This is a genomic window from Paraburkholderia dipogonis (assembly GCF_042680985.1).
GTDB lineage: Bacteria > Pseudomonadota > Gammaproteobacteria > Burkholderiales > Burkholderiaceae > Paraburkholderia > Paraburkholderia phytofirmans.
Map to the genome: position 1 here is coordinate 1 of NZ_JBHUFR010000016.1, position 18,043 is coordinate 18,043.

Here is an 18,043-nt window from a genome sequence, read left to right on the forward strand (position 1 = left end):
ACATAGCCTGCACGCTCAGATCAAAGAGTTCCAGACGTCCATTTCTGCGCGCTTACCGTTCGTGGCCTCGATTCGCGCATCAATCGCTTTCTGTACCGACGCCACGAGATCGCTAAGTTCCTCTCGGACGGGTTCGTAGCGTTCCGGATCCAGCAGCGCGAAGGGCTTATCAAGTCGCACGATTTCCCCTGCGAATTGGAAATTGAGTGGCATTTCTTCAACAGCCAATATCAGTTGTTGGTCAGCAGGCGCTCGCTTCTCGATGAATCGAAGCATCTGCATCAAATGCTCATTGTCCTGGCCCTGCTGATTGGGAGAGTCAACGACGACAGGAAATCGGTGACCGTTTCCCGACTCCTTAGCTGTATGGAGGACTGCGAAAAGATACGCGAGCAAAGACCGGGGGAGTGCGCTTCCGGTCGCGGATATTGAAGCTTCAGGCTTCTTTTTGACATCTTCGCGCAGGTCCTGCACTTCGAGCTCGCCCGCGAATAGCTGAATGCGCTCCGAATAGAATTCGTTTATCTCCTTGGTTCGCTCAGGTACATCGTAGCGTGCGACTTCTTCCTTGAATGATCTGGCGTCGGATTCCTGCCTTGACAGATCGCGGCTGAGCTCTTCTATATCTTTCCGGAAAGCACCCTGCACGACGTGAACGCTTTGGCTATTAACGATGTCCTGAAGGCGCAGCGCACCTTTCTTCACCTTGAGTGTCGATTCAATTTCTTGCGCCGTTCGCTTAAGTCTATTCAGATTTCTCTCATTCTCAGAGAGACGCTGCTCGACACCGCGCATGTCCATTTCCAATTCGGCGACTACTGTCCGTAGCGTCGATGCGTCTTCGATCAACTCAAGCCGTACCGGAAAGCCGTTTTCATGGATGCTGCCGCAGGTCGGACAAGTGAGCGTCGGATGGGTTTCAGATTCCGTTAGATACTTGAGATCTCCCTCGAGATCTCGCAATGCGGTGCGGGCCGCGGTGATCTGACTTCCAAGAGTTTGCTTTTGAGCCGCAAGCTCAAAAACCTTCTTGCGCGCCGACTCTTGCTCAGATTTGAGAAAAGTTGAATTGTGGATCAAATCTGCAATTTCCTTCCGAAAGACATTAGTGTCTATCCGGACGACAGGCCGTGGGAGTGACTTCTTGACGCGCGCGAGCGCGACGCTCATAACGTCCAACTCGTTGCGCGTTTTTGCAGCCGCATCCTTGGCACGGGACTCGTGAAATTTCGCTGTGTAGTATCCGTTTGGGCGCTGCCCGGTAGTGTAGGCTACGAGCGGCTTCTTCCAGTTAGAGAACTGGCTCAGCTTGTCGAAGCTGCTCCATTGTTGGATCCAACTCGAGTCCTGATCCATATAAAACGGCAAAAAGAGATATGGAGGCGTGGCTTGGCTGAGCGTGTCTTGGTGCGTCGGCAACATCAGACGAAAGTCGAAGAGGTCAGCGAGGATTCCGCTCCATTCACGATAGCTTGTGGTTGCCTTCAAAGATTGTGACGTGTCGTCGCGTAACGCGTACACATTCACGTGGCGGAAGGCCGTATAAGTATGACCGTCGAGCGAAAACTGGAGTGCCGATAGTGCGAGACTATCCCATCGATCACTTTTTCCCTTTGTCTCGCATCCGAGTGTCCTGAAGATGTGTTTCACCAATGTCGACTTGCCCGTGTGGTTCTTCCCCACGAGAAGCGTCTTGTTCGAATCGAAGTTCACCCTGTATGCCGACCTTTCGGTCTCTGACACGAGCCAGAGCTTTATGAATCGCAAGCTTTTCATGGCTGCCTTTTCTCAAATTTCTAATCAGTCGAATTGTGTTTTCCAGTTCGTTCATCGGTTTAACCTATGAAGAACGACTGCAAGAAGGTAGGTTCGGTCAAAAACACCAGTTTCCTGGAACGGTGGCATTTCGGAAACTTGATCCGCGATCCAATTGGCAATTTCCCACATCGTTTGTGAGTCGGCGGGGTATCCATTCTTGTACGACTCTACTGCATCGACAAGCTGTTCCGTCAGCGCAGACGCTCTCCCGGCCTTATCGATGAGGAAGCGTTGCGCGCTCGCTCTGATTGCGCTGCGCGTAGCGAACGGAACCTTTTCAGATGTCAGTCCGGCAATGACCTCGTTAATGACGTCTGCATCGGACTTCCGTGAAAGAGTAAGGTGCAACATCCCGGAGAACTGCGTTTTGGAGATTCCACGCAACTTCATGAGATCGCCGTACGAGGCAGATTCTTGCGTCTCGGTGGCCTTGACCTTGATTTCACTATAAAGAGCCTTGCAAAACACATCGGCTCGCGCTCCGTGATCGGGAAACTTTGTAGCGAGATACTTGCTAACCCTCCCAATCGTATGGCTTTCGAGGTCATCCATCGCCAAGGGGCTTCGAACAAACGTGAGATCGGCGAAGTCGATCAGCTTTTCGTTGCAGCCGAGTTCGGTAGCAATGGCCGTTTGCAACGTGCTTTGTAATGCCGGCGAGAGTTCTGAGCCAGAAAACTCAATCTTTTCGACGGAGCTGTCACTGCTCGCAAGCTCTAGATCAACCGGGGCATTGCTTACGAACGCGATAGACCTCGTGTCGTCCCGGACGACGTTCCGTGACTCGAATAACTTCGCGAGGATCGACTTGCCTTCCTTCGGCTTTTTGCTCAAAGCCGTCTGTGTCCACTTTGTAGAGGTGCCTTCCTTCTTCTTTAACTGGAACAGGTCAAGACGACTTGGAGCGTTTTCACTATCTAGCACTGCAACGTCCTCGATGAACTCCAGCAGGACGACCCAGTCCTCCTTTTCAAGATCTAACTGAAGGATGTGACACAGCGCCCAATACCGCTGAAATTCGTGTCCCTTACCCCCATGCCTACCTCCACGCTCCTTTGTGAGGGAGTCGTTCAATTTCGCTTGCAGCATTACTTAGTCCTTTGTTGCCTAAGTTGCGCACCCTCTACCATCCGGAACTCACGCGGCGTTTCAAGGCGTACGTCCGGGCTGACCGAGCCACTACAAGGGAGCCGTTGGGCTTCTAAAGAGTGTTGCCAGCGAAAATTGTAGTATGGAAGCCGGATTTTTTGCTAGATTTTACTGTTCTCTCAATCGTTAACGAGCAGATTTGACGCAATGAGTGGTCGGCGAGCGGGGAGGCGTTGTAATCATGCGGGCAGCACGTCGCCTAGGTTAGGCAGGACGTTTGCTCTTAGTTTGTCCATCGCCTCCATTCCCGAAAGGATTACCTTGTTCCGGCCCGTTATCGCTTCTGACATTGGTGACCGTGCGTTATGGAGCTGGAGTCTCAGTGCGTAAGCAATGCATTCCTAACGAAAAGGCCGGTCTCTAGAAACGGCACTGCCACTCGCTCAACGAATCACTCGAGAGCATTTTCTCATGCAAATTGCATAAATCGGCAGAGGTCGGTACCCGACCTTGATACTCGAACGACTCGACCGGCAGAAAGCGGTCGTCAGTACACGTTGGTCGCGGCGAGACGAGTCGCTCACGATTGCTGAGATGCGAACGGCTGGGGAGCGTCATTGAGCAGACTGACCAAGCCTGCAACTGAATGTCAGCAAAGGCCGATTCCGGTCTTGGAGCGCAAAGAAACTATTACTCCGTCGGCTCTGATTCTTCACTCTGAATGCGTATGTAGCCAGCGACGATGTCTCCGGGATGGAAATTGAGGTGGGCGTGTCAACCGGAAGAGGGGGACTCCGTCACAACTGGCCGCTTCAATGTTGCACCAGGCGACGTCGACAAACTGCGCTGGGCCAGTCCGCATCGAATCCGCCATGCACACGCGTCCTATGCACTCGCGCGGTGCAGAGATGATGAGGCGCGAGCCAATCTCTGGCACGCGTCAATCAAGACGATGTCCCACGGCGACGACGTCAAGAGAGCGCATCAGCTAGCAGGCGTGTTCGCAGCCAGGAAGAGACTCTGAGGAAGCATTTATCGGTTTCGGCGAGAGCGCGAGTTGCGGCGCCTCGGACCCGCGAGGACACTAATTTTGCCAATCTCTGGGTGAGCCGCTTCGTAAACCTGCGCCTCCGCAACTTGCGAGAGAAACTTTTCCCGTGTCAGCTCGGCATATTTGCGGAGCCTCCGCCTTAGCACATCGGGCGATTCGTCGATGAGACTGAATTGGCGGCGTTTGGCTAAGATCTCAATCTTTTCGCGAAGTCTTAACCGCGCCTTTTGTCGGACTTTCATAGCTGCTCCGTGCAAAGTGTGCAGCACTACTGATGTAGAGCATGGAAAGCGCATTTGCGACGCCCGGGCATGAGTAACTCCGGTGCACTACATGCAGAATTCAAACGGAGGTCCAGATGGGTGATGGCATCTGCGCGGCTCGCAGCAGAGCTCGATTCCTTCAAAAACACGCTTCCAGATATAGTGCGACCTCGCGTTCCATCTGCGGGAAGGCAACTGCCACGAAAGTTAATTGTCGTCGCCTCTTCGCTGCAGACGCATGAATGACGGCAAAACCCAGCTATAAACTGTCGGTCTGTGCGTGTTTCGGTAGCCGGAGGCGCGTTTGGAAGTATCAGCTTTTCGCCTCGTGCCGGCGTTAAGGGCAAACCTCAATCGGAGGCGCTCTTCGTGGCAAGTACTGAGCGTGCGGCGGCCGTGATATCAGCCGGTCGGATCTCAGCAATGTTCTCGCGGATCGCTCGGGTGGCGGCGCGGTTCACCCCCTCTGCGATCACAGCATCCGCATCCGCAATCGAGCGACCCGAGAGCTCGGCAATGCATCGGCCGATCGTGCCGGTTACCAGTGTGTAGCGATTCTTGGCCACTTTCCACAACGTCGCGGTAACGTATTGCTCGATATCCGCACGCTCTGGCACGTCAAACCGGACCTTCTCGCTAAAGCGTCCTCCGCGTAAAGCCGCGGGATCCATACGATCATGATGATTCGTGGCCGCAACGAAGATGAGATCCCGGATGCGGCCGCCGGCACCGTCGAGCGTCGTGAGGATCTTGTTGGTCAACGATCCGACGTTCGAGTACCGCCGATCGACGAGGACATCGTCGGCCTCGTCGATGAACACGATTACCGGACGAATGTCGATGCCTTCGCGAACGAGGCGGTCCCATGAATCAGGCCGTGTCACGAGGTCGGCGCCAGTGATTTTCAGGAACGCATAGCCGGACGCTTTCGCGAGCGCCAGCGCAGCTTGCGTCTTGCCTGTGCCGGGCGGTCCGTAAAAGAGCAGGCCTCGAGGCAAACTGCCGCCGATTTGCTCTAACCGATGTACATTGCGCATCCGGTATGCCAAGTCGGACAGCACGTTGCGTGAATCCGCGGGCATGATGATGTCGTCCACAGCCTTGACGTTTTCGGGCAGTCGGCCGCGTCGTCCCTGAAGCAGACGCATGGCTCGCATTGCGATTTCGAAAGTGACAGGACCGGTGAACTCTCCCTCCAGTCGCATTTCGCGCAGTTGCCCACCGAGAGCAGTCAACCGTGATGCGCTGAATCCCTCCCAGCGGCCCGCCAGCGCCTCGACGGTGACGCGGTCGACGGTTTTGGGCCCGAGCTTTCTCAGGATAGAGTGGCCGATCAGATTGACGCGAGCCCTCAGATCCGGCGGCGGAATCTCGATCTTGAAATCGAAGCGACCTTCTCGGATGCCGGCGGTATCCAGCTGCTCCATGAAGTTGGTCGCCGCCATGAGAATCACATTCGACCCGCGCAGACTCACAATTTCCGTGAGCATCGTGTTGACGACGTCCCTGTCCATTGAGTGCATTTGGGCGCCGCCGTCGCGAGGTTTAAGGAACGAGTCGATCTCATCGATCAAGAGCACGCAGGCTCCCGTCCGGCGCGCCGTGTTGAAGACGGCCTTGATTTTCTCCGGCGTCTCATTAATCCATTTCGATGCCATGTCGCCGAACGCGATCGGGAGGAATGGCACCTGGAGCTCGCCGGCGAGAGCCTCCGCGAACAGCGTTTTGCCGTTTCCGGGCTCGCCGAAGAGCAGGATGCCGTTACGCGGCTCGTCGGTCCCCTCATCGTTCGTCAGGATGTCGCGTGCGGCGCGCAGCAGTCGCTGCTTGGTGTCTGCCATCCCAACCACGTTTTCGAAGGTGTACCGGGGTTTGCGAACGTTACTGTCGAAGTCGTGCTGTGACACGAGCGGGGGCGCCTGCCGCCGCGGGGGCTCAGCTGTTAAGGGTCGCGCTCGGACCGTCGTGCGAATGGGCGGCCTATCCAGAACTTCCGGAGTTATGGGAGCGGCGGAGTCTGCGGCAGCCGGTGCCGCCATTGTGGCGGGAGCCCGTGTCGCCAATTCGACGGGCGAGGCAGATGCCTCTCGTTTGGCGACGGTGGGACTCGACCGTGTGATTTTCGCGTCCAGCGAAACCCAGGCGCGGGCCCCGTCCACGATGAGTTGTTCTTGCGCGCGGCACGAGCGATACAACTTCTGGATAGTGGAAAGTTTCATGTGCTCCTCGAAAGTAGGATGGGTACGGGGGAACGTGCATCGCGCTTGACTAGCGGTGTCCAGTGTCTCGCGCGACATCGCGGACGCAAGTTGGGGCACCCAGTCAGGTCATGTGGTGCGTCCAGACCGGAATGCCCCAGCGGCGGCGATAAAAGCCGCGCATCCCGCGGCGCCGATAGCGCGGCGCGCGGATGGGCGCGTGACGCTCCACGTGCTTGTGTCCACGGAGTCGTTTCACGCGTTCGCGAAGTTCGTTACGCGCCTCGCGGCGTTTCCATGCGACTGGACGTGCGATCCGGCCTTGCAGCCGATGCAAGAACTGCTCGAGCACCTCGATGGGAACTTCGGTCGGGATGAGCAGCTCGGCGCGCCCATCGGTGATAGAGACAACCTCTCGGTTGTTGGCGGCAAAGGTGAATCGGCGGATTTTCATGGGAATTCTTCCTGTTCTTGGGAAAGGGGGGGCCGCGATATCCCGCGGCCCGAAGGTTCATTTGCAACGCTGCCTGATCCAGCGAATGAGCAGCATCAGGGGCTGGATGCACTCAAGAAAGAAGTCGCGGCACTCATTTACGAATACCTTCGCAAGCCGAAATCGGTCCATGTTTTGTTGCTCCGTTGAAAGAAAGCGGGCACGCCGGCCGTTGTGGGGCGGGTGGGTGCACGCGTTGTCGCGCAATGCGACGAACGCTGTGTAACTGCGCACGGTGATCGCAATGGAGGACCTCGCAAGGAGCGCATTCGGCGGTTGTACTGGTGCCGCGTGGGTCCGGGTAAGGGCGACGACATCGCGATCATCGATACGCGAACCATGTCGGCTGCGGGGCGCGGGCAACATGGTTCGCGTTGACTGACCTTGATGCCCACCCCCTCTGTTCAATGTCGAGGACGCAGGTACTAGGTGGGTGCGAGCTGCCGACTTCGTCAAGCGTGACAAGCGGCGTTCGCGACAGAAGTCGGTCGTCGGCCCCAGCCATGACGTCGAATGGACCGTCACACGCCTCGGCCGGACGATGTTCGGCGCCGGGGAGGAACGGTGCCTGTGCCAAAATAATCGCAGTACGAAGCAACTGTGTCGGCGTATGCGATGGAAGCGGGACTGTTTCATCAGAGACTCCGTGGAGGGTTGTCCGCCGGGGAAGGCACGCGTCGGCGGTGCGCATTGGTGCGCCGTTTATCCAGATAGGGCGGGCGGAGGCACTGGTCTGTCAGCCTCTTGCCCGACCCATCCCATCGCCGCGTCGTGTGTCGCGGCGACAGAACCAGGTTCTCACGTGGGCCCGTAGACGCAAATTGACGCCAAAGATATCGGCTTCGGCATCAATGCGAGATGAGCGGGCCGGCAAGGATTCGCATGCTCTTCGTCAAGCATGTTTTTCTGGTGGCCAATGTCCGCGAATCGTCGAGCAAGGCCGGCGGAGACGAAGCCACGCACGGATGCGGGAGCATCAGCGGCATTCAGAAGGGGGGATAGATGTCGACTACTGCTGGATCCCGTGCTAAGCCAGTTTGTCCATGTTCTCGCGGACCCCAGTGGTTGGGAGTGCCTCCCGATCGGTACGTCTGTTGCCCGGACGTCTATGCCGCGGCGAGATCGGGTCCTCCGGTATGAATGAGACCGCGCGATCGTTCGCGCGCGAGAATCTTGGCTTGCCGGTTCGGCAATCCGAATCTAAGCAGACCCGAGTGCGCGTGATCCAGGATGTTGTTGGAAGGCACTTGCTTTTCCTGCGACGCCTGTGGTACTTTTTCGCCACCGCCGTTGTGTACGGCAAGCATTACCCCAACGGGCTGGGCTCGCGCGGTTTTGGACGCTATCAGCGTCCACTCCGAGCCGATTTCCAGTCGCAACCCCCTCAGAAAATCTTTCCCCGCTTCGCCCTCTATGCGCGACGCGGCGGCGGCAATTTCTCTCAGTCCTCCCTTCGTACCCGTTTGGTGGCCTTCGGCCGAGCTCGCGTGTCCACTTCGCGTCGAGCGCATGAACTTCATCCAGCAGTGATTTTCGATGCCGGCATCGGCCGGCGTCTGTCGTTTGCCGTTTGTTGGTTGTGTCTTGGGGGGCAGCCGCGGGCCCCCGCTCGTGCCTTGGGGTGGCGAGGCGCGACGTCTGCAGTGGTCACATTGATGACTGCGGGCCGCGAACCCGGTTCGATCGCACCCCTGACCAGACCTAGGGGTTCGATTGAGTCTTGACTCGTGTCGCCATGGTGGCGACCACCCCGCTAGCGATTCGCGGCGGGGAATCGCAAAGGAGAAACTTGCAATGACTACCGGCAACATGGATGGATCGCGTGAAGGGGCCGAAGTGCAGAACGTCAACTCGCAGTCTTTGCAGGAGCGCCTGGCCAAAGTGACCGCGGCTGACGTGAACGAGTGTGCCGATCTTTACTTTCGCCTTGAACGCGCACGGCAGGGCCTGGGCCTCAAGAATTGGGCCTCGCTGCAGCGCTACTTCGGGCCGATTCCGCGCTGCGTGAAGGCCGTGGGCGGGAAGATCGTGGAGGGGAAGGAGCGTTAAAGCAGCCTGCGGAGCGCCGTGTTTGTGTGGCGCTCCGCAACTGGCTCGCGGTTTGAGTTGCCATGCGAGATTGCGGGCCCCGGTTGGGGCTCGCGGTTTGACTACGCCAACGGGAGGGGGATGGGAAGCGATCTGAAACGACAACTGCGCCTGCTGGCTGCGGAGCTCGACGGCGACCGAGGCAGCGACCGCCACATGGTCTATCACAGCGTGTTGCCGCGCATCGTGGATGTCCTCTATGAGCGAGGATTCAAGTTGCGTCGAGCTGAAAACATCGGACGTCGACACATCGAGGTCATTTTTTCCGCAATCTTTGAGCAAGGCGTGTCGCAGGGAAGCGTGCGCGTCGTCTGGTGCACGCTCGGCTATTGGCTAAGGTGGACGAGGAAAGAGCATCTGCTGCTGCCGCTGGAGACGTACTGGCAGAAATATCATATGGCAGACGTTGGGAGCCGGCGAACCGGTGACTCTTGAGCAAGGCACAGTGACCGCGGGTATCGCCGGCGCGCAGTAGGGAGCCGCAGCGCCAGCGCTGCTGGTCATGTAACGGGCCAGACGGTATTTGTCCATCGGGAGCGGTTAAGCGAGCGACAACCTGTTGGAGGTTGTCGCTCGCCCGGGTGACGCCGAAAGGGTTCCTTGACGTGTCCGGCGATCGGGACGTGATAGAAGGTCGGCCCGGACGGGAGCCTCCCGTCAGGCGGATCTCAGAATAGCGATGTTCGCGGCGTCCGCGCGCGTGAGCAGGTCAAGGCGATCGCCGAGCTTGCGCCAGGCTTCAATTTGCTCGTCTTTCCTGACTGCACGCTGGTAGATCCGCCGCATCCGGTTCTCGTCCAGATGGTTGAGGCATTTCTCGATCACGTCCGGACGCACGCCCAGTTCGCCCATGAGCGTGGCACTCGTGCGTCGCAAGTCATGAGGCGTCCAGTTGCCATCGGGCAACGTCAGCGCGTCGGTCAGCCTGGTCCCATTGGTCTTTGCCTTGCCGCGTTGCCGGTCGTGAAGCTGCTTGGTGATGGACTTGGGCGTCACCGCCCCGTCGACCCGATGGGAAGGAAAGAGCTGCACCGGATCATCCGACAGCGCGAGCAGGGCGTGCAGGTGAGACTTTGCGAAGTCACTGAGGTAAATCGTGTGGGACTTGCCGTTCTTCGTGTCTGGCAGAGTCCAGGTCCCCTCATGAAGGTCGATGGCATCCCTGGTTGCGCTGGTGAGTTCGCCGATGCGGCAGCAGGTCGCGAGCATGACCCATACCGCGTGGGTGGTCGAGTCGAGCAGGTTGGCGGCGGCAAGCCGGCTGGGCAGTAGTCGGACCTCGTCCTCGGCCAGGACCCGGTCGCGCTCGGTCTCCTTGCCGCCGACGTCGCGCTTCTTGATGCCATAGGTCGGGTCCGAGGGAACGATCTCGCGCACGAGCGCAAAGCCAAACATCTGGCGCAGCTCGGATAGCAGGCGGTTCGCGAGCCGGTTCGCGCCGCGCGCCTTCACCGTGTCGAGGATGTCCATCACATCGCGGCGTCTGACGTCCTCGGCGTAGTGCTCGCCGATCGCCGGCAGCACGTCCTTTTCCAGGCCGCGCCGCGTCTCCGCGCCGCCGTCCTTGCGGTGCGCGAGTTCGAGCGCCGCCCACCGTTCGAAGAGTGCGCGCACCGTCAAGCGTCGCTCGCGGGCGGCCTGTGCCTCACGCTCGCGCTGCGAGGCGCGTTCGGTTGCCGCCCGCGCGTCCTCGATCTGTTGCTGGATGTCGACGCCGCTGCGCGCGCGCGACCGGATCTCGGCGGCGCGCTCGCGCGCGCTAGCCAGGGAACACTGCCCCTTGCCGGTCCCGTAGGGTTCGGGGAGGCGATACTCGCGCTCGCGTCCATCGATCATATAGAGCACACACCAGACCGCTTTGCCGCTCGCCGCGATGTGCAGCCGCAGCCCCGTGTCGGCCGTCAATTTCCGCGGTTTGGTGCCATTGGCTCGCTGTGCTGCGATGGCGGCCTCGATATCGCGCACGGTCAATTTGGTCATGGGGGTCTCCGTGGTCGCGCGTCGGGCGCGATTGGTCCGTACCTGATTTACCCGAAATTTACCCGAAAATGCGCCGACTCACCCGGACTTTTTGCGAACTTCAGCGAACGATCTAATGATAAAGATTCGATAAAATTCAATGGGTTAGGTGGGTGATCGAACGTTGGCGAACGCTGGTGGACAATCAGATACCGTTATGGGGTGCAGGTGGTCGGAGGTTCAAATCCTCTCGCCCCGACCAAGATTAAAAAGCCGCACGCCGTAAGGCGTCGCGGCTTTTTCGTTTTCGGGGCCGCCACCTTCCCGACATCCCGCGACCGCACCGACCCCGCAACGAGCCCTTAAGCCCCATTCCAGCGGCCGAACCAAACGCCGTTATGATGACACTTGCATCATCCGGCATCTCCCATCGTCCCGTCCCATCCGAACTCCGTCTATGGCAACCACCGCGGCCAAGCCTGAAGAACCCACGCCGAATGGACTGCACGATCTGAGCGTTAAAAAGTACGCGTTCCTGCTGCTCGACAATTTCTCCCTCATCGCGCTCGGCGCGGCGGTCGATCCTCTGCGAATCGCCAACATGATCGTCGGGCGCCGCGTGTACGACTATCAACTGATCGGAACCGCCAGGGAGTACGCGCAATCGAGCGACGGCATCAAAGTGCTGCCCGATGCAACCATCGCCGATCCCGGTTCTTTCGATGCGGTATTCGTCGTCGGCCCCAATCCGATCCCGCGCAAAGGCATCGGTGCGGTGCTCGATTGGCTCCGCCTGCATGCGCGCAGCGGCACGGCGCTGGGTGGCCTCGACACCGGCAGCTACTTTCTCGCCCGCGCGGGTTTGCTCAATGGCTACCGCTGCACGATCCACTGGGAAGATCAGGACGTCATGCTAGGGCAGTTTCCAAAGCTGATCGTTTCCAACCGTCTGTATGAAGTCGATCGGGACCGCTATACATGCAGCGGCGGCGTCGCGCCGCTCGATCTGATGGTGCACCTGCTGGCCATGCCGCCGGGCAGCCGCTCGCTCGCCGCGCGCGTGCTCGAGTTGCTGGTGGCCGAGCAGCGCAGTCACGAGCAACGGCAACGCACGTCGTTGCGGCAATACATCGGCGCCGAACATATGAAGCTCGACGAGGCGCTGCAGATCATGGAGAGCAACGTCGAGGAACCGCTTTCCGTCGCGGAAGTGGCGGCATTTCTGGGCGTCTCGCAACGCCAGCTGGAACGCTGGTTCAACGAGCGTCTGGGCAAGACGCCGGCGCAGGCCTACCTGGAGATTCGTCTGCTGCGCGCGCGACAACTGCTCTATCGCACCGGCAAACCTCTCGAGGAAGTGTGCTCACGTACAGGCTTCACTTCGATGACGCACTTCGCCACGCGCTACAAGGCGCAATTCCAGATCTCGCCCATGGCGGATCGTCGGCGCTATCAGAACGCGCTTTAAAAGCGCACCGTCCGTGTTCCGATGCCCGCGCGCAATCGCCGCGCGTGGCCGCCTGCATCTCTTCCAAACATCGATTCGACAACGCAAACCGACAACGCAAACGCGGCGCCGTGGTAAACCCTCGATGTCGAAATAGAAAAGTATAGTGTCGCTTCGGAAAACGTTCGAAACCACCGAACTCCTACCATTCGCTCTCACCTACTGGCCTTTTCACCAAGGAGCGAGCGCATGAAAATGGAAAATCTGATTCGAATCGAGAACGGCGAAAAGGTGAAGCACACCTTCTCGGATGCGGAGTACGCGAGCCGTCAGGGCAAGCTTCGCGCATTGATGGCGAATTACAATATCGACGCCGTGCTGTTCACCTCGTATCACAACATCAACTACTACGCGGACTTCCTGTACTGCTCGTTCGGTCGTAAATACGGGCTCGTCGTCACGCCGCACAAAGTGGTCTCCATCTCGGCGAATATCGACGGCGGCCAGCCGTGGCGTCGCACGGTCGGCGACTACAACGTGGTCTATACCGACTGGCAGCGCGACAACTTCTTTCGCGGCGTGCAGCAGGAAATCGACAACAAAGGACGCGTCGGTCTCGAGTTCGATCAGGTACCGGTAGAGGTGCTCGAGAAGCTCAAAGCGGCGCTGCCGTCGGTGGAATTCGTCGACATCGGCGCGCAGACCATGCGCATGCGCATGATCAAGTCCGCCGAGGAAATCGAAGTCATCAAACACGGTGCGAACGTGTGCGACGTGGGCGGCGCGGCGCTCGCGGCGGCGGTGCACGAAGGCGTGCCCGAACACGAAGTGGCGCTGGCCTCGACGCAAGCGATGGTGCGCGAAATCGCCAGGCGTTTCCCCGATTCCGAACTGATGGACACGTGGACATGGTTCCAGTCCGGCATCAACACGGACGGCGCGCACAATCCGGTCACCACACGCAAAGTGCAAAAGGGCGACATTCTGAGCCTGAACTGCTTCTCTATGATCGCCGGCTATTACACCGCGCTCGAACGCACGATGTTCTTCGATCATTGTTCCGACGAGCACCTGCGCTTGTGGAAGGTCAACGTCGAAGTACATGAAGCGGGCCTGAAGCTGATCAAGCCGGGCGCGCGCTGCAGCGACATCGCTCACGAGTTGAACAAGATCTACGCGGAGTACAACCTGCTGCAGTACCGTACGTTCGGCTACGGCCATTCGTTCGGCGTGCTCTCGCATTACTACGGCCGCGAAGCAGGGCTTGAACTGCGTGAAGACATCGACACGGTGCTCGAACCGAACATGGTGGTTTCGATGGAGCCGATGATCATGCTGCCGCAAGGTTTGCCCGGTGCGGGCGGCTATCGCGAACACGACATTCTCGTGGTCGGTGAGAAGAGTGCGACCAACATCACCGGTTTCAGATACGGCCCGGAACACAACATCATCAAGGCCTGATTCAGAGTTTGAACCGGACCAAGCGCGACCTGATCTTGCGGCTGCGGCCGCAGGCATAAACATGATGTTGCAGGAGACGTCTCGATGTTTTCAAAAGAACAGACCATCGCCGGGTTCGATCCGGAATTGTCCGACGCCATGCGCCGCGAGCGCCAGCGTCAGGAAGCGCATATCGAACTGATCGCATCGGAAAACTACACGAGCCTGCGCGTGATGGAAGCGCAGGGCTCGGTGCTCACGAACAAATACGCGGAAGGCTATCCCGGCAAGCGCTATTACGGCGGCTGTGAACATGTGGATGTGGTCGAATCGCTGGCTATCGAGCGGGCGAAGCAACTCTTCGGCGCCGACTATGCGAATGTGCAACCGCACAGCGGTTCGCAGGCCAACGCAGCGGTTTATCTCGCGTTGCTCACGCCGGGCGACACGATTCTCGGCATGAGTCTCGCCCATGGCGGCCACCTCACGCACGGCGCAAAAGTATCGTTCTCCGGCAAGCTCTACAACGCGGTGCAGTACGGCGTCGATCCGCGGACCGGCTTGATCGACTACGACGAAATCGAACGCCTCGCGCTCGAACATCGGCCGAAGATGATCGTGGCGGGTTTCTCCGCCTATTCGCGTGTGCTGAACTTCGCGCGTTTTCGTGAGATAGCGGATCGCGTGAACGCTCTGCTGTTCGTCGATATGGCGCATGTGGCGGGACTCGTCGCGGCTGGCCTGTATCCGAATCCGCTGCCGCTCGCGGACATCGTCACGACGACCACGCACAAGACGCTGCGCGGCCCGCGCGGCGGCCTGATTCTCGCCAGAGCCAACGAGGCGATCGAAAAGAAGCTGAGTTCGATGGTGTTTCCCGGCACGCAAGGTGGCCCGCTGATGCACGTGATCGCGGCGAAAGCCGTGGCGTTCAAGGAAGCGTCGGGGCCGGACTTCAAGGCCTATCAGCAGGCGACGCTCGCGAATGCGCGCGCCATGGTCAACGTATTCAACGAACGCCGCTATGACGTGGTGTCGGGCGGAACAGACGATCATCTGTTCCTCGTGAGCCTGATCGCGAAGGGCATCACGGGCAAGGACGCCGACGCCGCGCTGGGCCGCGCGCATATCACGGTCAACAAGAACACGGTGCCGAACGATCCGCAGTCGCCGTTCGTCACCAGCGGCATTCGAATCGGCACACCGGCGATTACGACGCGTGGTTTCGGCGAAGCAGAAGCGGCACTGACGGCGACGCTGATGTGCGACGTACTCGACCACCTCGGTGACGCAAAGATGGAAAACCACGTACGCGAGCAGGTCTCGCAGCTATGCGCCCGCTTTCCCGTGTACGCGGGCTTTTGACCAGCCGCCTCGCCGCGACGAGGTTCCGATGAATACGATACGAGGTGTTCCCGCGATCAAGTGGGATGTCGTGATCAAAGCGCTGCAGACACGAAAACATATCCACAATATTAGGCCCAGACGATGGCTTCGGGTCTACGGGAGTGATAAAGCGAGCCACCCCCCAAGCTGAATAACAACCAGGAGACGTCTTCGATGCAAAAGAGCGTGGTAACAGGCGAGTTGGCGTGGCCCGAAAATGCACGCCCGCCGCAGTCCGCGCTTCCGGACCACGACCGACACCGTAGCGCATGTAGTGGACTGGTCGCTCTCCTGTGGTCCCTGAAACTTCCAGAGTTGCCCGCGTCGAGGCTCGACGGCAGACGAATGCCGTTGGGCCTGACGCGGGCTTTTTCTTTGGCTTTTTTTCGGTTCATTTCGCAGCCGGTTTCGCGTAAACCCGCGATGTCGAAATAAGAAAGTGTTCTGTCGCGACCGGAAATCTTCCGCCTGACCGAGCTTCTACTATTTGCCGAAACGACACACACCCGCGCGCATAGAGCGGATCCTGGACAGACGGCCACACCAGCCGTCACCACAACCTGGCAGTCCCACGTTTTCACGTTTGGAGATCGTAGATGAGTACCAGAAAAGCTGTTTCAGGCAGTTCCGCAGGTGCCGGCGTGATCGCACCGGACGACGGCGCATTCATGCACGCAGCCGCTGCGGAGCAAGGGCACTCGCGCGTTGATGGCCGGTTGCTCAAACGCGCGGCGACGGCCAGTTTTATCGGCAACTTCGTCGAGTGGTTCGATTATGCGTCGTACGGTTATCTCGCCACGATCATCGCGGTCGTATTCTTTCCGCGGACGGATTCAGCGACCGGTCTGCTCGCCGCCTATGGCGTGTTCGCGATTTCGTTTATCGTGCGGCCGATCGGTGGCATCGTGTGGGGCCACTTCGGCGACAAGATAGGCCGCAGGACAGCGCTCTCGCTGTCGATTCTGATCATGTCCTGCTCGACATTCGTCATCGCGTTTTTACCGACTTATGCGCAGGTTGGCGTACTCGCGCCGATTCTACTTTTGCTGGTTCGGGTCGTGCAGGGCTTTTCGGCCTCCGGCGAGTATGCCGGCGCGTCCGCTTTTCTAGCGGAATACGCGCCAGAGGGCAAGCGCGGTATCTACACCAGCATCGTGCCGGCGAGTACGGCGGCGGGACTTCTGTTCGGCTCCGTGTTCGTCGCCGTGCTGCATGCCGCGCTGACGACGGAACAGCTTCATTCATTCGGCTGGCGTTTGCCGTTCCTGCTGGCCGCGCCATTCGGACTGATCGGCCGCTATATTCGCGTGCGTCTGGAAGACACGCCGAAATTCAAGGCGCTGGAAGCGTCGCATCACGTTCCGCGCGCACCGGTGAAGGAACTGATGAGCGTGCACCGCGGCAAGATGCTGATCGCCTTCGGCGTGACGTGCCTGAACGCGGTGGCGTTCTATCTGGTGCTTAGCTACATGCCGACGTATCTGTCGACGGAAATGGGCATGGGTGAAACGGAATCCTTCATTGCAGCGACGATTTCGCTTGCCGCTTATATCGGGCTCATCTTTCTGATGGGGAAACTCTCGGACCGGGTCGGCCGCAAGACGATGCTGATCGGCGCGTCCATTCTGTTTGCGCTGCTGACGGTGCCGCTCTTCAAGGGACTGGTCGGCGCGAGCTTCGTGACCATCGTGATGATCCAGATTGCTTTCGGCGCGTTGTTGACGATGAACGACGGAACGCTGCCGTGCTTTCTAGCGGAAATTTTTCCGACGCGCGTGCGTTACAGCGGCTTTGCGTTCTGCTTCAACGCGGCCAATGCGCTGTTCGGCGGCACGGCGCCGCTCGTGGCCACGTGGTTGATCGGCGCAACCGGCAGCAAGCTGGCGCCGGCATGGTATCTGGTGGGCGCGGCGGGCGTCGCACTCGTTGCGATGCTGGCGAGCAAGGAGACCTCGCGAAGCCCTTTGGCGGACGATTGAGGCGCAGGCTTGGCCCCGGCTCGCTCGATCCCGCGCAAGCCGGAGCGTGAAGCCGCGACGAGCGGTTCGACCACAGCCGCTCGCTTTCGAATAAGCGCTCTATAGATTTGTCTATCACCCGTGTCCCGTATCCCACGCGCGCGTCTACCATGCACGTTTGCCCGCCGCGTGCGGTGCGTCATGATCAACGGGTGTTCGCATGAGTCTGCTACTTCGTTTGTTGCTTCTGATATTCACCAGCCGGCGCCGCAGCCGGCTGCATGTGCTCGATACGTGCGTCACGCCGTTTCGCGTCTGGTTGAATGACCTCGACGTATTGCTTCACATGAACAACGGCCGCTATTTCACAATCCTCGATCTGGCACGCGTCGATCTGATGATGCGCAGCGGCTTGTGGCGTCAATTGAAGGCACAAGGCTGGTATCCGGTCGTCACGCTGGAAACGATGCGTTTTCACCGCTCGCTCGAACTCGGCAATCGCTATGACGTCCGCACACGCGTGATCGGCTGGGATGAGAAGCACATCTTCATCGAACAAGGCTTCGTGCGCGACGATGCACAGGTCGCGCTGGCCGTCGTGCGAGCACGCTTTCTGAAGCGAAGCGGTGGTGTCGTGACGACCGCCGAGCTGATGCAACTGTCCGGCGTGACGCAGTCATCGCCCGTATTGCCCGAATGGGTCGCGCGCTGGAGCGAGGCCGAAGGAGGGATGGCGTTTCCGCCGGCTTCTTCGATTCCAGGTCAACAGGATGCGAGCACCGTCACGCGACGGTGAGCACTGTCGTGCGCCTCCGGGCGCGCGCGATCGATCGCCGCGTGCGCCAGCCGCGCT

General features: G+C 59.3%; 13 protein-coding genes. 7 read left to right on the forward strand and 6 right to left on the reverse strand.

Annotated elements, in window-relative coordinates; all coding sequences use genetic code 11:
• Nucleotides 1–15: 15 nt before the first annotated feature.
• The 5 genes from ACFSNN_RS20140 to ACFSNN_RS20160 form a co-directional block, all read right to left on the reverse strand.
• Nucleotides 16–1,713, reverse strand: a complete 1,698-nt coding sequence (locus tag ACFSNN_RS20140; RefSeq protein ID WP_244322834.1) for an ATP-binding protein — start codon at nucleotides 1,711–1,713, stop codon at nucleotides 16–18.
• A 114-nt stretch (nucleotides 1,714–1,827) separates the two neighbouring features.
• Nucleotides 1,828–2,907, reverse strand: coding sequence for a DUF4297 domain-containing protein (locus ACFSNN_RS20145; protein WP_134458608.1), 1,080 nt, complete (start codon nucleotides 2,905–2,907; stop codon nucleotides 1,828–1,830).
• A gap of 1,664 nt (nucleotides 2,908–4,571) precedes the next feature.
• On the reverse strand, nucleotides 4,572–6,062 hold the full coding sequence (locus ACFSNN_RS20150; RefSeq protein ID WP_166799285.1) for an AAA family ATPase: 1,491 nt from the start codon (nucleotides 6,060–6,062) through the stop codon (nucleotides 4,572–4,574).
• A 481-nt stretch (nucleotides 6,063–6,543) separates the two neighbouring features.
• Nucleotides 6,544–6,873: a hypothetical protein gene (locus ACFSNN_RS20155; RefSeq protein WP_134458612.1), complete on the reverse strand. Its 330-nt coding sequence runs from the start codon at nucleotides 6,871–6,873 to the stop codon at nucleotides 6,544–6,546.
• A gap of 1,145 nt (nucleotides 6,874–8,018) precedes the next feature.
• Nucleotides 8,019–8,432, reverse strand: coding sequence for a hypothetical protein (locus ACFSNN_RS20160; RefSeq protein ID WP_134458614.1), 414 nt, complete (start codon nucleotides 8,430–8,432; stop codon nucleotides 8,019–8,021).
• A gap of 274 nt (nucleotides 8,433–8,706) precedes the next feature.
• On the opposite strand from ACFSNN_RS20160, the gene ACFSNN_RS20165 reads away from it, so the two are divergent.
• Nucleotides 8,707–8,961 (forward strand): hypothetical protein, encoded by a 255-nt coding sequence (locus ACFSNN_RS20165; RefSeq protein ID WP_134458616.1) that lies wholly within the window; start codon nucleotides 8,707–8,709, stop codon nucleotides 8,959–8,961.
• Between the two features lie 120 nt (nucleotides 8,962–9,081).
• Nucleotides 9,082–9,435 (forward strand): hypothetical protein, encoded by a 354-nt coding sequence (locus ACFSNN_RS20170; protein ID WP_134458618.1) that lies wholly within the window; start codon nucleotides 9,082–9,084, stop codon nucleotides 9,433–9,435.
• A 222-nt stretch (nucleotides 9,436–9,657) separates the two neighbouring features.
• On the opposite strand, the gene ACFSNN_RS20175 is transcribed toward ACFSNN_RS20170, so the two are convergent.
• Entirely contained in the window at nucleotides 9,658–10,980 is a 1,323-nt protein-coding gene (locus ACFSNN_RS20175; RefSeq protein WP_134458620.1) for a tyrosine-type recombinase/integrase, read from the reverse strand.
• Between the two features lie 436 nt (nucleotides 10,981–11,416).
• Between ACFSNN_RS20175 and ACFSNN_RS20180 the strand changes: the two genes are divergently transcribed.
• The 5 genes from ACFSNN_RS20180 to ACFSNN_RS20200 all read left to right on the forward strand — a co-directional run bounded on the left by ACFSNN_RS20180 (nucleotide 11,417) and on the right by ACFSNN_RS20200 (nucleotide 17,986).
• Nucleotides 11,417–12,427: a GlxA family transcriptional regulator gene (locus tag ACFSNN_RS20180; RefSeq protein ID WP_134458622.1), complete on the forward strand. Its 1,011-nt coding sequence runs from the start codon at nucleotides 11,417–11,419 to the stop codon at nucleotides 12,425–12,427.
• Between the two features lie 228 nt (nucleotides 12,428–12,655).
• Nucleotides 12,656–13,867 carry a M24 family metallopeptidase gene (locus ACFSNN_RS20185; protein ID WP_134458624.1) on the forward strand — a complete coding sequence of 404 codons (1,212 nt, stop codon included), beginning with the start codon at nucleotides 12,656–12,658 and terminating at the stop codon, nucleotides 13,865–13,867.
• A gap of 84 nt (nucleotides 13,868–13,951) precedes the next feature.
• Entirely contained in the window at nucleotides 13,952–15,211 is a 1,260-nt protein-coding gene (gene glyA / locus ACFSNN_RS20190) for a serine hydroxymethyltransferase (protein WP_134458625.1), read from the forward strand.
• Between the two features lie 617 nt (nucleotides 15,212–15,828).
• Nucleotides 15,829–17,211, forward strand: a complete 1,383-nt coding sequence (locus tag ACFSNN_RS20195; RefSeq protein WP_134458627.1) for an MFS transporter — start codon at nucleotides 15,829–15,831, stop codon at nucleotides 17,209–17,211.
• Between the two features lie 199 nt (nucleotides 17,212–17,410).
• Nucleotides 17,411–17,986: a thioesterase family protein gene (locus ACFSNN_RS20200; protein ID WP_134458629.1), complete on the forward strand. Its 576-nt coding sequence runs from the start codon at nucleotides 17,411–17,413 to the stop codon at nucleotides 17,984–17,986.
• Nucleotides 17,987–18,043: the final 57 nt, after the last annotated feature.

Coding starts and splice junctions, on each gene's coding strand:
- ACFSNN_RS20145 (WP_134458608.1), bottom strand. CDS start 2,907: ATGCTGCAAGCGAAATTGAACGACTCCCTCACAAAGGAGCGTGGAGGT.
- ACFSNN_RS20150 (WP_166799285.1), bottom strand. CDS start 6,062: ATGGCAGACACCAAGCAGCGACTGCTGCGCGCCGCACGCGACATCCTG.
- ACFSNN_RS20200 (WP_134458629.1), top strand. CDS start 17,411: ATGAGTCTGCTACTTCGTTTGTTGCTTCTGATATTCACCAGCCGGCGC.
- ACFSNN_RS20180 (WP_134458622.1), top strand. CDS start 11,417: ATGGCAACCACCGCGGCCAAGCCTGAAGAACCCACGCCGAATGGACTG.
- glyA (WP_134458625.1), top strand. CDS start 13,952: ATGTTTTCAAAAGAACAGACCATCGCCGGGTTCGATCCGGAATTGTCC.
- ACFSNN_RS20175 (WP_134458620.1), bottom strand. CDS start 10,980: ATGACCAAATTGACCGTGCGCGATATCGAGGCCGCCATCGCAGCACAG.
- ACFSNN_RS20185 (WP_134458624.1), top strand. CDS start 12,656: ATGAAAATGGAAAATCTGATTCGAATCGAGAACGGCGAAAAGGTGAAG.
- ACFSNN_RS20170 (WP_134458618.1), top strand. CDS start 9,082: ATGGGAAGCGATCTGAAACGACAACTGCGCCTGCTGGCTGCGGAGCTC.
- ACFSNN_RS20195 (WP_134458627.1), top strand. CDS start 15,829: ATGAGTACCAGAAAAGCTGTTTCAGGCAGTTCCGCAGGTGCCGGCGTG.
- ACFSNN_RS20165 (WP_134458616.1), top strand. CDS start 8,707: ATGACTACCGGCAACATGGATGGATCGCGTGAAGGGGCCGAAGTGCAG.
- ACFSNN_RS20155 (WP_134458612.1), bottom strand. CDS start 6,873: ATGAAAATCCGCCGATTCACCTTTGCCGCCAACAACCGAGAGGTTGTC.
- ACFSNN_RS20160 (WP_134458614.1), bottom strand. CDS start 8,432: ATGAAGTTCATGCGCTCGACGCGAAGTGGACACGCGAGCTCGGCCGAA.